This window comes from Kribbella sp. NPDC050820, from assembly GCF_040653975.1.
Lineage (GTDB): Bacteria > Actinomycetota > Actinomycetes > Propionibacteriales > Kribbellaceae > Kribbella.
This window is the reverse complement of sequence record NZ_JBFAHB010000035.1, coordinates 1-13,816: the sequence shown is the minus strand read 5'-3', so window position 1 is coordinate 13,816 and position 13,816 is coordinate 1. Positions and strand designations below refer to the sequence as shown.

The 13,816-nt window shown below is 69.7% G+C and carries 15 protein-coding genes; 5 read left to right on the top strand and 10 right to left on the bottom strand.

Features of this window, described 5'->3' with window-relative positions; translation table 11 throughout:
* Positions 1-38: 38 nt before the first annotated feature.
* The 6 genes from AB0H36_RS26650 to hppD form a co-directional block, all read right to left on the bottom strand.
* Positions 39-1,283, bottom strand: a complete 1,245-nt coding sequence (locus tag AB0H36_RS26650) for a HAMP domain-containing sensor histidine kinase (protein ID WP_360528878.1) — start codon at positions 1,281-1,283, stop codon at positions 39-41.
* 45 nt (positions 1,284-1,328) lie between these two features.
* On the bottom strand, positions 1,329-2,027 hold the full coding sequence (cseB, locus tag AB0H36_RS26645; protein WP_360528875.1) for a two-component system response regulator CseB: 699 nt from the start codon (positions 2,025-2,027) through the stop codon (positions 1,329-1,331).
* Between the two features lie 6 nt (positions 2,028-2,033).
* On the bottom strand, positions 2,034-2,678 hold the full coding sequence (locus tag AB0H36_RS26640; protein ID WP_360528872.1) for a hypothetical protein: 645 nt from the start codon (positions 2,676-2,678) through the stop codon (positions 2,034-2,036).
* 141 nt (positions 2,679-2,819) lie between these two features.
* The gene (locus AB0H36_RS26635; protein ID WP_360528869.1) at positions 2,820-4,196 is read right to left on the bottom strand and encodes an FAD-linked oxidase C-terminal domain-containing protein; all 1,377 of its coding nucleotides are present in this window, start codon (positions 4,194-4,196) and stop codon (positions 2,820-2,822) included.
* A gap of 230 nt (positions 4,197-4,426) precedes the next feature.
* On the bottom strand, positions 4,427-4,900 hold the full coding sequence (locus AB0H36_RS26630; protein WP_360528866.1) for a hypothetical protein: 474 nt from the start codon (positions 4,898-4,900) through the stop codon (positions 4,427-4,429).
* A gap of 248 nt (positions 4,901-5,148) precedes the next feature.
* Positions 5,149-6,351, bottom strand: coding sequence for a 4-hydroxyphenylpyruvate dioxygenase (hppD, locus tag AB0H36_RS26625; protein WP_360528863.1), 1,203 nt, complete (start codon positions 6,349-6,351; stop codon positions 5,149-5,151).
* Positions 6,352-6,501: 150 nt separating this feature from the next.
* On the opposite strand from hppD, the gene AB0H36_RS26620 reads away from it, so the two are divergent.
* Positions 6,502-7,038: an Lrp/AsnC family transcriptional regulator gene (locus tag AB0H36_RS26620; RefSeq protein WP_360528860.1), complete on the top strand. Its 537-nt coding sequence runs from the start codon at positions 6,502-6,504 to the stop codon at positions 7,036-7,038.
* Between the two features lie 16 nt (positions 7,039-7,054).
* On the opposite strand, the gene AB0H36_RS26615 is transcribed toward AB0H36_RS26620, so the two are convergent.
* On the bottom strand, positions 7,055-7,699 hold the full coding sequence (locus tag AB0H36_RS26615; protein WP_360528857.1) for a helix-turn-helix domain-containing protein: 645 nt from the start codon (positions 7,697-7,699) through the stop codon (positions 7,055-7,057).
* 55 nt (positions 7,700-7,754) lie between these two features.
* On the opposite strand from AB0H36_RS26615, the gene AB0H36_RS26610 reads away from it, so the two are divergent.
* Positions 7,755-8,558, top strand: coding sequence for a hypothetical protein (locus AB0H36_RS26610; protein ID WP_360528854.1), 804 nt, complete (start codon positions 7,755-7,757; stop codon positions 8,556-8,558).
* Here the strand turns inward: AB0H36_RS26610 and AB0H36_RS26605 are convergent.
* The gene (locus AB0H36_RS26605; protein ID WP_360528851.1) at positions 8,555-9,787 is read right to left on the bottom strand and encodes an MFS transporter; all 1,233 of its coding nucleotides are present in this window, start codon (positions 9,785-9,787) and stop codon (positions 8,555-8,557) included. The genes AB0H36_RS26610 and AB0H36_RS26605 overlap by 4 nt on opposite strands.
* Before the next feature lie 31 nt (positions 9,788-9,818).
* On the bottom strand, positions 9,819-10,580 hold the full coding sequence (locus AB0H36_RS26600; RefSeq protein ID WP_360528848.1) for a phytanoyl-CoA dioxygenase family protein: 762 nt from the start codon (positions 10,578-10,580) through the stop codon (positions 9,819-9,821).
* 118 nt (positions 10,581-10,698) lie between these two features.
* Between AB0H36_RS26600 and AB0H36_RS26595 the strand changes: the two genes are divergently transcribed.
* Together AB0H36_RS26595 and AB0H36_RS26590 are read left to right on the top strand one after the other, a co-directional pair.
* Entirely contained in the window at positions 10,699-11,343 is a 645-nt protein-coding gene (locus AB0H36_RS26595) for an AraC family transcriptional regulator (RefSeq protein WP_360528845.1), read from the top strand.
* Positions 11,344-11,406: 63 nt separating this feature from the next.
* Complete coding sequence (locus tag AB0H36_RS26590; RefSeq protein ID WP_360528842.1) at positions 11,407-11,955, top strand: NUDIX hydrolase family protein; 549 nt, start codon at positions 11,407-11,409, stop codon at positions 11,953-11,955.
* 75 nt (positions 11,956-12,030) lie between these two features.
* Here the strand turns inward: AB0H36_RS26590 and AB0H36_RS26585 are convergent, their stop codons facing one another.
* Positions 12,031-12,756 (bottom strand): SDR family oxidoreductase, encoded by a 726-nt coding sequence (locus AB0H36_RS26585; protein WP_360528839.1) that lies wholly within the window; start codon positions 12,754-12,756, stop codon positions 12,031-12,033.
* Between the two features lie 101 nt (positions 12,757-12,857).
* Between AB0H36_RS26585 and AB0H36_RS26580 the strand changes: the two genes are divergently transcribed.
* Positions 12,858-13,700 (top strand): helix-turn-helix transcriptional regulator, encoded by an 843-nt coding sequence (locus AB0H36_RS26580; protein ID WP_360528836.1) that lies wholly within the window; start codon positions 12,858-12,860, stop codon positions 13,698-13,700.
* The last annotated feature ends 116 nt before the right edge of the window (positions 13,701-13,816 follow it).

The window sequence follows — 13,816 nt, the reverse complement described above, 5'->3', positions numbered from 1 at the left end:
GGAGGCCGGCAACCCGCGCGCCGCTGTGGGACTCGCGGTTAAGACTGAGTCTCAGGTTCGGGCGGGAGGACCAGGCGGGCAAGGGCGCCCACTCCGGGGGCGGTACCGAAGGTCAGGTCGGCGCCGAGGACCTTGGCGTGGCCGGCGGCGATGGTCAGGCCGAGGCCGTGACCCACGCCGCGCTCGGCCATCCCGGACCGGAACCGGCGCGGGCCCTCGGCAATCAACTCCTCCGGGTACCCGTTGCCGTGGTCAACCACCTCGACGGTCCGGCCGGACACCTTGACCTCGATCGGCGGCTTGCCGTGCCGCAGCCCGTTGACGATCAGGTTGGCCAGGATCCGCTCGATCCGGCGCGAGTCGGTGGATACCGTGACGTCCGCGCCGTTCTGGTGGACCACGACACTGTCCGGAGCGAGCGACTGCTGCATCCGCAACCGGCCGACGGCCGACCCGACGAACGCGCCCAGCCCGACCAGCTCCAGGTCGGCCTGCTCGACGCCCGAGTCGAACCGGGCGATCTCGAGCAGGTCCTCGACGAGTCGTCGCAGCACCTTGGCCCGGTCGCGGACCAGTTCACTCGGACGCCCGGGTGGCAGCAGCTCGGCGGCGGTGGTCAGCCCGGTGACCGGCGTACGTAGATCGTGCGCGACGTCAGCGGTGAACCGTCGCTCGGCCTCCAGTTGACCGCGCAACGAACTGGCCATCGTGTCCAGGGCGGTCGCGAGCGACTGCACCTCGTCCTTGCCCTTGCCGACCGCCTCGGCCGCGGACGCATCCAGGTCGCCGGCCGCGATCCGGCGCGCCGTCCCGGCGACCGCGACGATCCGCTTGGACAGGCTGCCGGCCAGGATCACGCTGACCAGCGCCACCAGCCCGACAGTGCCGATCCCGCCGAGGATGAGCGCCTGCCGGAGCGCGTTCATCGAGTCGTCGCTGGTCTCGTAGTCCTGCACGATCGACAGGATCTTGCCGTCCTTGACCCCGACCGCGGCCCACATCTTCGCGTTCGGCGACCCGGTCTTGAACGTCGCCCGCTTGCCTTCCAGCACCGCGTCCCGCAGCTGCGGCGGCAGGTCCGGGTCGTCCAGCTTGGACCCGAACACCGGCACGCCGTCGCGGTCGTAGGCGGACGCGGCCAGCTGGATCCGCTCGTCGGCGAAACTCCGCGTCCGGTCCAGCCGGGCCGACTGGGCCTGGGTGTAGACCGCGACGCAGAGCACCAGGATCGCGAGCGACGAGACCAACAGGAAGATCAGACCGAGCTTCCCGCGCAGTCCCACGTCAGTGCCTTCCGTCCTAGGTCGGTGTGCCTCCGGAGGACACTATTAGGCCCGCAGCTTGTATCCGAATCCGCGAACGGTTTCGATGCGGTCGGCCCCGATCTTGGTTCGCAGCCGTTGCAGATGCACGTCGACGAGCCGGCCGTCGCCGCCCCACTCGTAGTCCCAGACCCGCTGCAGCAGCGTGGAGCGGCTGAGCACGACCCCGGGATTGTTGGCGAACTCGATCAGCAGCTTGAGCTCGGTCGGCGTGAGCTGGACGGACGAGCCGCCCCGCCGTACCTCCAGCGCCTCCCGGTCCAGCTCCAGGTCGCCGAACGACTCCACGCCGGACCCGGCCGTCGGCGCCGGCCGCTCCGGGTCGGACACCGCCCGCCGCATCACCGCGCGCAGCCGGGCCACCAGGACCTGGGTGTCGAAGGGCTTGGTCACGTAGTCGTCCGCACCCGCTTCCAGCCCGAGTACGACGTCCAGCGCGTCGCCGCGGGCGGACACCATCACGATCGGGACGGTGCTGGTCTCGCGGATCCGGCGGCACACCGAGATGCCGTCCAGCCCGGGCAGCATGATGTCGAGCATCACGACGTCCGGGTGGATCTTCTCGAAACGCTCGATCGCCTCCAGGCCGTCCTCGGCCGTGGTGACGTCGTAGCCGTGCCGCTCGAGGGTCAACTGGGTTGCCTCACGGATCACCGCGTCGTCCTCGACCATCAGGATCCGCGCTGCCGGTTCTTCCGGTACCACCGAACTTCAGTCTCCCTTGTTGTCCGTCGAGCTCACCTTGGTCATCTGCCGGCCGTTCCAACGGTAGACCTCGACCCGCCGACCCGAGGGGCAGCAGACCTTGTCGTCGAGTGTGTAGATCTTCGACTCGACCACCAGGTCACCCTGCGGGCTGGCGTTGATCGTCGGCTGCTCGACCTTCAGGCTCCAGATCGGCCGCGGACCGGCGGGTTCGAGCGCGATCAGGAAGATACCGAAGACGAAGTTCTCGATGGTGTGGATCAGGACGATCTGCTGAGGCGTTCCGTTGTGCATAACATCAACGGACTTACCCCTGCTCAGGCAACGCGAAATCACCGTGCAATTCGTCAGCACCCGCCGGGAGATGTCCGGAAGGCGCTTGTCGGCCAGCAGCTTGACCCGCACCTGGGCCAGGTCGACGGCCGCTGCGGGGGTCCGGACGGTCTCCTCTGGAGCGATCCCCTCGCCCATCACCGAGGGGCTGCCGGAGGGAGCCGCGCTGGTGGCCGGCGCGTCGGCGCCCTCGACCCGCAGGCCGCCGCCGTTCGCGCAGGCAGACAGGCCGACCAGGGCGGAGGCAGTCACGACCGCGGTCAGCAGGGTCCGGCGACAGGCACCGGCGGAGGCGCGCCCGGTTCGCCACATGCGCATAGGGCGCCTCCTACCCTGCCTCATCGATTCCCCCGGGAGATTCAGACAACTGCCTTCCATAGTGCTGGCCGGACGTCACATTCGACGGCCATGGACGTCGAATGGCCTCGGCAGTTCCGTTGCGGTTGGGTCACAGCCGCCCTACTCGGCCACCACCTTGCCCGGGTTCAGGATGTTCTTCGGGTCCAGCGCGGCCTTGATCGCCCGGTGCACGTCGAGCGCGACCGGGCCGATCTCCTCGGCCAGCCAGGTCCGCTTCAGCACGCCGACCCCGTGCTCGCCGGTGATCGTGCCACCGAGCGCGAGCCCGATCTCCATGATCCGGTCGAACGCCTGCTGGGCCCGCTCGGCCTGGCCGGGGTCGGTCGGGTCGAAGACCACGGTCGGGTGCATGTTGCCGTCGCCGGCATGCCCGAGCACACCGACGGTGATGTCGAGCTCCTTCGCCAGCGCCTCGGTCCGGCCGATGAACTCGGCCAGCCGGGAACGCGGCACGCAGACGTCGTCGATCATCGTCGTACCGAGCTGGTCGAGCGCGAGCAGCGCGGCCCGCCGGGCCTCCAGCAGCAGTTCGCCCTCGGCGGGGTCTTCGGCTTCCAGGCACTCGATCGCACCGTGCTCGCGGCACAGCTTGGCCACGGTCGCGACGTCCGCGGCGCCCGCCTCGCCACCGGCGTCCGACTGGGCCAGCAGCATCGCGGCCGCCTCGGTCGGCAGGTCCATCCGCTTGTACGCGTTCACCGCGGCGATCGTGGTCCGGTCCATGATCTCCAGCAGGCTGAGCGACACGCCGCTGCGGATGATCTCGGTGATCGCCTGGCCGGCTGCGACGCCGGAGTCGAACAGCGCGGCCATCGTCCGTGGCCGGGCGGCCAGCGGGCGCAGCGCGAGCGTCGCCTCGGTGATGATGCCGAGCGTGCCCTCACTGCCGACGAGCAGCTTGGCCAGGTCGTACCCGGCGACTCCCTTGACCGTACGGCGCCCCGTCCGCAGCACCCGCCCGTCCGCGAGGACGACCTCCAGGCCGAGCACGTAGTCCGTCGTCACGCCGTACTTCACGCAGCACAGGCCGCCGGAGTTCGTGGACAGGTTGCCGCCGATCGAGCAGAACTCCCAGCTGGACGGGTCCGGCGGGTAGAACAGCCCCTGCTCCTCGACCGCCCGCGACAGCACGGCGTTGTAGACGCCCGGCTGGGTGACGACGTACCGGTCGACCGGCTCGATCTCCAGGATCCGGTCCATCTTCTCCAGCGAGATCACGATGCAGCCGTCCAGCGCGTTGGCCGCGCCGGACAGCCCCGACCGCGCCCCCTGCGGTACGACGGGCACGCCGGCCTCCGACGCGATCCGTACGGCGGCCTGCACGTGCGCGGTCTCCCGGGCCAGGACGACGGCGAGCGGCATCCCCGCCGGGCAGAACATCGCCCGGTCGTACCGGAAACTCTCCATCCGGTCCGGATCCGTCACCAGCGCCTCAGCGGGCAACGCCTGCCGCAACTGCTCGACCACGTCACTCATGGTTCGAGCCTAGTGCCCCGCGTCGGATGTCGCTTGAGTGATTGCGGTGTCCAGGTGCGTGCATCGCGGTGCTTGAGCAGTGGCCTCGATGCGGAGCATCGTGGGCGCTGGGCAAGTGCCGTGAGGTGCGTGCATGGGCGCCGCAAGCGCCAAGCGCCATCCGGCGCGGGGCACTCGTGATTACTGAGCGGTTGTGCGCAGGGCGGTGGTGTCCGGATCAGGACGGTCGGTCAGCGGGTTCGGCGGGTGGAGTTCTCCGAGATCTCCTCGTAGCCGCCGCCGTAGTTGTGGAACTCGCGGCCGATCGCGACGAAGGTGATGCCGCCCGCGGTCGCTTTCACCTTCGGCGTCCGGCAGGTTCGCTGGCCCTTCACCACCGACCCGTTGCCGCCGCTGCTGTCACAGCTGAGCACCCGGCCGTTGCTGCCGCCGCCGTACTGCACCAGGTAGGCGTTGGCCTTCGCGTTGGCCGGCATCGGCGACGCCATGGTGACCTCCGCCCAGTACTGATAGCAGTTGTCCCGGACGAGCCGGATCGTGCCCCAACTGGGTGGCTTGTTGTCCCGCAGCATCGGCGCCGACGCGATCGACTTGGCGCCCGAGCAGGCGGCGGCTTCGGCCGCCTGGGCCGGCGTCGCGGCGAGGGTGATCGCGCCCACCCCGGCCAGGCCCGCAGTGCTGAGCAGAATGCCCAGTGTCTTCATGACGAAACCCTTCCTGAATGTACGCCCCGACGCACACTCACCGGGCACACTAGCCGAACGGCCCCTGCCTTGACAGTCATTCCGGTAATCGGACGGCGACACGCCGTAATAAGTTGCACCCAGCAACAGGCAACCGCTTAACCGCCCACCGCGCACCAGGGGATATCCCCCGCGCGTGTGGGTTCTCCCCTTGCCGACGAGGGGAGAACCCACAACACACGGGGATATCCGCTGAAACGGGTCGGGGGTCAGAGGTTGCCGCGGCGTTCTTGTTCGCGTTCGATGGCTTCGAAGAGGGCCTTGAAGTTGCCCTTGCCGAAGCCCAGCGAGCCGTGCCGCTCGATCAGTTCGTAGAACACCGTCGGCCGGTCGCCGATCGGCTTGGTGAAGATCTGCAGCAGGTAGCCGTCCTCGTCCCGGTCGACCAGGATGCCGCGGCTCTTCAGTTCCTCGATCGGCACCCGGACCTTGCCGATCCGGGCCCGCAGCTCCGGGTCGTCGTAGTACGAGTCCGGCGTGTTCAGGAACTCGACGCCGTTGGACCGCATGATGTCGACGGTGCGCAGGATGTCGTTGGTGGCGAGCGCGATGTGCTGGGCGCCGGCGCCGTCGTAGAACTCCAGGAACTCGTCGATCTGCGACTTCTTCTTCGCGATGGCCGGCTCGTTCAGCGGGAACTTGACCCGGTGGTTGCCGTTGGCCACCACCTTGCTCATCAGCGCGGAGTAGTCGGTGGCGATGTCGTCGCCGATGAACTCCGCCATGTTCACGAAGCCCATCACCTTGTTGTAGAACCCGACCCACTCGTCCATCTTGCCGAGCTCGACGTTCCCGACCACGTGGTCGACGGCCTGGAACAGCCGCTTCGGGTGCCCCTCCGGCCGAGTCACCTGGGTGCTGGCGGCCACGAACCCGGGCAGGTACGGGCCGGAGTACTTGCTCCGGTCGATCAGCGTGTGCCGGGTGTCGCCGTACGCGGCGATCGCGGCCCGGCGGATGGTGCCGTGCTCGTCGGTGACGTCGTTCGGCTCCTCGAGTACGACGGCGCCCTGCCGGCGGGCGTGCTCGATGCACTTGTCCACGTCCGGGACCTCGAGCGCGAGGTCGGCCACGCCGTCGCCGTGCCGGCGGTGGTGGTCGAGCAGCGGGCTCTTCGGGCTGACCCCGCCGGTGATGACGAAGCGGGCCGAGCCGGCCTTGAGCACGTACGCCTTGCTGTCCCGGTTGCCGGTCTCCGGGCCGGAGTACGCGACCAGGTCCATCCCGAACGCGAGCTGGTAGTACTTCGCGGTCTGGGTGGCGTTGCCGACCACGAACACCACGGCGTCCATCGCGTGCACGGGGAACGGGTCGGTGCTCTCGTCGTACGGCACCAGGCCGACGAGTTGCTTCAACTGGTCGAGGTCGAGATCGGCGTCGAGCTCTGCGGGGGTGAGGTCGGTGCTGGTCATCGTGGTCCTCCCGGTTCGGGTTCGTGCCGATGAGCCTGCTGCGGCGGGACAGGTTGCGCAACACATCCCTGTTTGACTGGGCAGGTTGTGCAGTATCGTGCAGATGTTGCTGGACTATTTGGTCAGGGTGACCATTGATGGAGGCAAGTTATGTCGGTGGACGCGCTGGACGCCCGCATCCTGGCGTTGTTCGCGGCCGAGCCGCGGGTCGGCGTGCTGGAGGCGTCGCGGCGGCTCGGGGTCGCGCGTGGCACGGTGCAGGCGCGGCTGGACCGGTTGCAACGTGACGGCGTGGTCCGCGGTTGGGGGCCGGACATCGACACCACCGCGATCGGCTACCCGGTGACCGCGTTCGCCACTCTCCAGATCGAGCAGGGCTCCGGCCACACCGCGGTCGCCGAGGCGCTGGCCCGGATCCCGGAGGTCCTCGAGGTCCACACGATCACCGGCGCCGAGGATCTCTGGTGCCGGATCGTGGCCCGCTCCAACGCCGACCTCCAGCGCGTCATCGACCAGGTCGTCATCGTCCGCGGCATCCAGCGAGCCTCGACGGTGATCGCGCTGGCCGAGCAGATCCCGCACCGAGTCCTGCCCCTGGTCGAGGCGGTTGCCGAACGCCCAGGCCATCACAATGCGGGCCGGCGAGCGGACTCCCCGCCTGCGGCACCGCTCGAGGAGCGATTGTGATGGGGTGGGGGTCCGCCTAAGCGAGTCGCTTGGCGACCTCGATCGCGGCCCGGGCAACTCGGGGGCCGACGAAGTCGCGGTCGAGTTTGCCGAGGACGACCACGCCGATCGAGGCTTCGACCCCCGGTACGCCGAGAACCGGGGACGACACGCCTTGCGCGCCGGCCTGGAGCTCGCCCGAGGTGACGACGAACGGCCGGCCGGCCGGGTCGGGTTTGCGGCGGCCGGCCAGGATCGCCTTCCCCGCGGCGCCCTGGTCGAGCGCGTGCCGCGACCCCATCCGGTAGGAGACGTGGAAGTCGGTCCAGCTCGGCTCGATCACCGCGATGGCGAGCGCTTCGTCACCATCCGCGACGGTCAGGTGCGCCGTCGCACCGGTGTCTTCCGCCAACGAGCGCAGGACCGGCAACGCAGCGTCACGGAGCGTGGGCTGAACGCGCCGGCTGTAGTGCAGGACCGCGAGACCGAGCCGGGCCCGGCCTTCACTGTCACGCCGGACCAGCCGATGCAGCTCCAGCGTGTTCACCAACCGATAGACCACCGTGCGGCTGACGCCCAGGGCGGCGGCCAGCTCGGTGATCGAGAGGCCGTCCGGGGCGTCCGCCAGCAACTCGAGGACGGTGAGTCCCCGGTCGAGGGTCTGGGACGTCTCTGCGGGCACCTCCGAAGCGTATCCGTTTTTCGGGCACGGCCCGATGGCCCCGTATCTTGCTGCCGTGCGAAATTACTGGGCGCTCCTCCCCGCCATCGCCGTGATGATCGGGCTGATCCTGCTGTACGCGATCCCGACGCTGATCAATCCGCAGTGGACCAGCTCGATCCTGGGCCTGTTCCGGCAGTTCCCCGAGGACGCCCAGCCGGCCCAGAATCCAGGGCAGGATCAGGCCCGGAATCAGGCCCAGAATCAAGCGCAGAATCAGGAGCAGGCCCAGCGGCCGGCCGGGGTGCTCGGGCCGCAGCAGATCAAGTCGCGCCGGATGCTGGCCGGCTTCCTGGTCGTCGCCGCGCTCGCACTGCTCGGCTTCAACATCCAGCTGAACCGCGAGTCGAACGCCTGCTACCAGGCGGCCACCGCATGGGGCGCACTGCACGGCGAGGCCGCCGAGGACCCGTGCATCGGGATGATCTACGGCACCTTCTTCGGCGACGGCACCGGTTCGACGACCAAGGACAGCGCGCAACCGGTCCCGGCGTACCAGGTGGTGCACAAGAAGAAGCCGACGTACCTGCGCTGGATCCAGAACCCGCCCAAGTACGACGAGGCCGACCTGCTGATCGGGACCGTTATGGAGTGCGCCTCCGACCTGCGGATCACCGAGGAGGAGGACAAGGTCGTGGTCCTGATCGACGCGAACCAGCCCTGCCCGGAGACCGACAACGTCTCGCTGACCTCCTACAAGCTGAAGAAGCCGCTCGGCGACCGCAAGGTGGTCACCGTCGACGGCAAGCCGATGGAGCAGATCAACCCGGACGTCGACTCCTGGCCGACGGTCGTCAAGAAGCTGGTGACCGGCGGCTAGTTCAGCTCCCGCGTCCTGGAGTCGTAGACCCGGAACGGGCGGTTGCGGGCGAGGAGCAGCAACAGTCCGGCGATGCAGACGGCGGCGCCGCCGAGGAGGGCGATGGTCGGGGTGGTGAGCGACGCCGCCGTGCCCGCGACGAAGTCGCCCAGGCGCGGGCCGCCGGCGACCACGACGATGAAGACGCCCTGGAGCCGCCCGCGCATCGCGTCCGGCGCGGCCGACTGCAGGACGGTGTTCCGGTACGCCGAGCTGACCATGTCGGCCGCCCCCGACAGTGCGAGCAGCGCGACCCCGAGCCAGATCGTGCGGTACAGCCCGAAGAGTCCGACCGCGGCGGCGTAGACCGTGATGGCGACCACGATCGCCACGCCTTGGCGCCGTACCCGGGTCACCCAGCCGGAGAATACGACGCCGATCAGCGCCCCGATCGCCGGCGCCGCCTGCAGCAGGCCGACCGTGCGGACTCCCCCGCCGAAGAACGCGCCCGCGACCGCCGGGAACAGCGCCCGGGGTTGCGCGAACACCATCGCCAGGATGTCGGCCAGAAACGTCGCGAGCAGTGCCGGTGCCGCCCGCAGGAAGGTGAATCCCTCGAGCACCGACCGCAGGCCGGCCCGGCGCACCTCACCGGTCGGCGGCACCGACGGCAGCCGGAACAACGCGTACAGCGCCGCGGTGAAGGTCAGCACGTCGATCAGGTACGCCGCCGCGAACCCCTGCCAGGCGATCACCGCCGCACCGAGCAACGGTCCGGCGGTGAAGCCCAGGTTGAACGCGGCCTGGCTGAGCGTGTTCGCGGCCGGCAGCAGCTCGGGCCGGATCAGCCGCGGGATGATCGCCGACCGCGCCGGGTTGTTCACCGCGAAGCACGCCGACTGGCAGGCCACGACGGCGTACAGGACCCAGGTCTGGTTCCACTGCAGCTGGGACTGCAGCACCAGGACCATCGAGAGCAGCCACAGTCCGGCCGACGAGACGAGTGCGAGAGTACGACGGTCGATCGCGTCGGCCATCGCCCCGCCGTACAACCCGAACACGATCAGCGGGACGAGTGAGCACAGCCCGACCAGCCCGACCGCGAACGTCGAGTGCGACAACGCGTAGACCTGGATCGACACCGTCACCGCGGTCATCTGCTGGCCGAGCTGGGACACCGTCGACCCGACCCAAAGCCGGCGGAAGTCCGGCGACTCCTTCAACGGCCGGATGTCAGTGAGCAGACGCACCCTGACAACTTATGTCACGGCGTGAAAATACTCAGAACCGAGGGAACAGCTCGTGCTCGAGCGGCTCGCCCACGGTCAGGCCGAGCCCGTCGGTGACGACGTGCCGGGCGCCCGTGTACGTCGCCTCGGCGTCGACGTAGATCGCCACGTGCGCGATCCGCGGGTCGTCGGTCAGGTTCGGCGTCGCGGAGTGCGCCAGATAGGCGTTGTGGAAGGTGCAGTCACCGGCCCGCAGCGGGATCGTGAGCCGCTCCTCCCAGCGCAGATCCGGCGCAGCCCGGAACATGTCGTCGCGGTCGGACAAGTCCTGCCGGCGCAGGTCTTGGTGGTCGTGCGAGCCCGGGATGAACGTCATGCACCCGCGCTCCACCGGTACGTCGACCAGCGCCACCCACACGGACAGTGAGTGCCGCGAGCCACCGTGCGGCCAGTACGGCGCGTCCTGGTGGAACTCGGTGGCCGCGCCGTTGTGCGGCGGCTTGATCAGCAACTGGTCGTGCCACAGCCGCAGCGGAACCCCGGCCAGCGCCGTCGCCGCGGCGGCGAGCCGCGGGTCCAGGGTGAGCTCCTGCAGTACGTCGTCCTGCCGCCAGATGTTGACGTACTGGTTGAAGATCGGCGACTCGCTCGCGTTGTCGGCAGCGATCCCGCTCGCCGCCGCGGCCGCGTCCCGGAACCGGGCCGCCTCGTCGGCGCTGATGATGTTCCGGATCCGGACGACGCCGTCGCGGCGGTAGGCCGAAATGGTCTCTTCATCCAGCTGCGCGGCTGTCGTAGGGTCGGTGGTGGTCATCGGTCGGCTCCTCGGAATCCGTTGCCTGGTTGGTGCTTCCAGCCTCGGGCACGCACGACGGTGAGGACAGGCAGCAGTTGACCAGAACTTGACTGATCCTGACCTCCGGAGGTCGGCAATGCACAAGGTCCTCAGCAGTGAGGTCTTCGCGGACCAGCGCCTCCCGGTCGCCGGTGAACGCCTCGAACTGGTCGCCGACGTCGCACCGCACAGCCACGCGTTCTTCGAGATCGCGGTCGTGATCGCCGGCCGCGGCATCCACCTCTCGGCGGCCGGCGAGGTCACGCTCGAACCGGACTCGGTCGTGGTGCTCCGGCCGGGTGAGTGGCACGGGTACACCGACTGCGACGGGCTCGTGCTCCGCAACGCGTACCTTGGTCCGGACGTGTTCGGGTTGCTGTCCGGCGCGCTCGTCCGCGGCGGCGAGTCGCCTGAGCCGGCCCATCCCGCGGTGCAGCACGCGATGCGATTGCTGGAGGCAAGCATCGACGAGCCGTGGACGCTGGACCGGCTGGCCGGTCTGGTGAACCTCGCACCGGGGTACCTGGTCCGGCTGTTCGGGCGGACCGCAGGCATCTCACCGATGGCGTACCTGAACCGCCTCCGGGCCGAGCGCGCTGCCGGCCTGCTGATCGAGACCGAGTTGCCGATCGCCGCCATCGGGGCGATGGTCGGCTGGCACGACCCGAGCCACGCCACCCGCCGCTTCCGCTCCACCTTCGGCCTCAGCCCCTCCAGCTACCGAGCAACCTTCCGCCCGTAGCGGCGACGCGCGGGAATGGGACTGGGCGGGCAGGGGGTGGGGTGGTGGGCAAAGATGGTCACCATGAGTTCCCTTCGCACCCCTGACCCGAACCCCGGCTGGCTCTCCGAGTTCGCGCTCGAGGAGACCCGCACCCGGGTTCCGATCCTGTACGTCGAGGCCGTCCCGGCGCGTGTCGACGCCAACGGGCAGATCGAGCATGTCGGCGTACTGCTGCGCGGGTCGGCCACGACCGCCGGACAGATCACCCGGACGCTGGTGTCAGGGCGCGTGCTGCACGGCGAGTCGATCCGCGACGCGCTGCTGCGCAACATCGAGAAGGACCTCGGCCCGGCGGCGTTTCCCCGGCTGCCGGTCAGCCCGGTGCCGTTCACGGTCGCGGAGTACTTCCCGCTGCCCGGGATCAGCCCGCTGCACGACCCCCGCCAGCACGCCGTCGCCCTCGTCTACGTCGTCCCGGTGACCGGCGAGTGCAACCCGCGCCAGGACGCCCTCGAGCTCACGTGGCTGACCCCGAAGGAAGCCCTCGAGCCGAGCCTGCTGGGCGACCTCGAAGGCGGCCGCGGCCAGCTCCTCAAACAAGCCCTCGCCTGGTCCGGCGCTCTGGTCTGACTACGGGCGCCCTGAAGACGTCCGGCGCCCTGATGACGTCCGGCGCTCTGGTCTGACGTCCGCCGGGGAGGTCGCTCACCACGGCAACCGCCCCTCCTCGGCCTGCACCTCACCGGTCGGCCCGCCCGCGTCCAGCGTCGCCAGCCGGACCGCGACGGCCGCACCCTGCTCCGGCGTCCGCGGCGCGTCCCAGCCGCCCATGTCCGTCGCGCAGTTGCCGGGGTCGGCCGCGTTCACCAGGATGCCGCTCCCGCGCAGCTCGTTGGCCAGCATCACGGTCACCATGTTCACCGCCGCCTTGGACGCGTTGTACCCCAGCATCAGCATCGTCGAGAACGGCGACTCCGGATCGCCGACCAGCTCGAACGACGCCAGCGAAGTCGACATGTTGACCACCCGGGCCTGCTCCGCCTTCCGCAGCAACGGCAGCATCGCCTGCGTCACCCCGACCAGCCCGAACACGTTCACCTCGAACGCCTCCCGCAGTACGTCGCCCTCGATGCGGGACACCGCGTCGTCGCCAGGCGGGATGATCGCCGCGTTGTTCACCAGCACGTCCAGCCGCCCGTACTCCGCCTCGATCCGGCCGGCCGCGGCCCGCACCGACGCCTCGTCCGTCACGTCCAGCTGCACCGCCTCCACTTCGTAGCCCTCGGCAACCAGCTCCTTCGCTGCCGCCGCGCCCCGGGCGAGGTCCCGGGACCCTGCCAGCACGGTGAACCCGGCCGCCCCGAGCTGCCGCGCGATCTCCTTGCCGATGCCTTTGTTGGCGCCCGTGACGAGCGCGATCTTCGTGTTCATGCGGTCCAATCTGCGGCCGCCGAGCGGACTCAGGCAGAGTGGGCCGAACCTGGGATCGGCAGTCCCTGTTTACGGTTTGCGGCGCCTGGAATCCTTGGTCCATGGACCGGGGACAGCTCGCAGATTTCTTACGGCTACGGCGGGAGGCGCTGAAGCCCGCCGATGTCGGCCTGCCCGCGGGCCTGCGCCGGCGCACCCCCGGACTGCGCCGCGAGGAGGTCGCGAGCCTGGCCACGATGTCCACCGACTACTACACCCGGCTCGAGCAAGGCCGCGGTCCACGCCCGTCACGACCGGTGCTCACCGGCCTTGCCCGGGCCCTCCGACTGAACGACGACGAGCGCGACCACCTGTTCCGCCTGGCCGGTGAGCAACCCGGTCCGCCGCCAGGCCCACCAACCGACGTCCGGGTCGGCGTCCTGCGGATGGTGGCGCGTCTCGACGTACCGGCCCTGGTCCTCGACGCGAAGTACGACGTCCTCGCCTGGAACCCGTTGTCCGCCGCGCTGATCACGGACTTCTCGGCGCTGCCGGTCAAGGAGCGCAACCTGCTCCGGCTGCGGTTCCTGCACGGCGACAAGCAGGCGGAGCGGTTCGGCGAGACAGCGACCCACGACTTCGCGTTCGCGACCGCGGCCGACCTGCGCGGGGCGACCGGCCGCTACCCGAACGATCCCGGCATCGCCGGGCTCGTCGCGGACCTGCTGGCGGGCAGCGAGGAGTTCGCGAAGATCTGGTCGTTCCACGATGTGTCCCGGCAACACAGCATGTGCCAGACGATCTTCCACCCCGAGGTCGGCCGGATCGACGTGGTCTGCGAGGTCCTGGTCGTCCCGGAGCGCGACCAGCGCGTCATCCTCTACACCGCAGAGCCGGGCTCACCCTCCGACGAGGCACTCCGGCTGCTCGCCGTCATCGGCACCCAGACCATGTCCCGGACTTGACAACCGAGCGGTCTACCGCCCGGAGGTGAGGTGACTGCGGTCGCGCGTACGACGGAAGGCGGTGTCGACCTGGTCGCGGGAGACGTGACGGACGCGGGCCGGATCGCCGAGCTTGC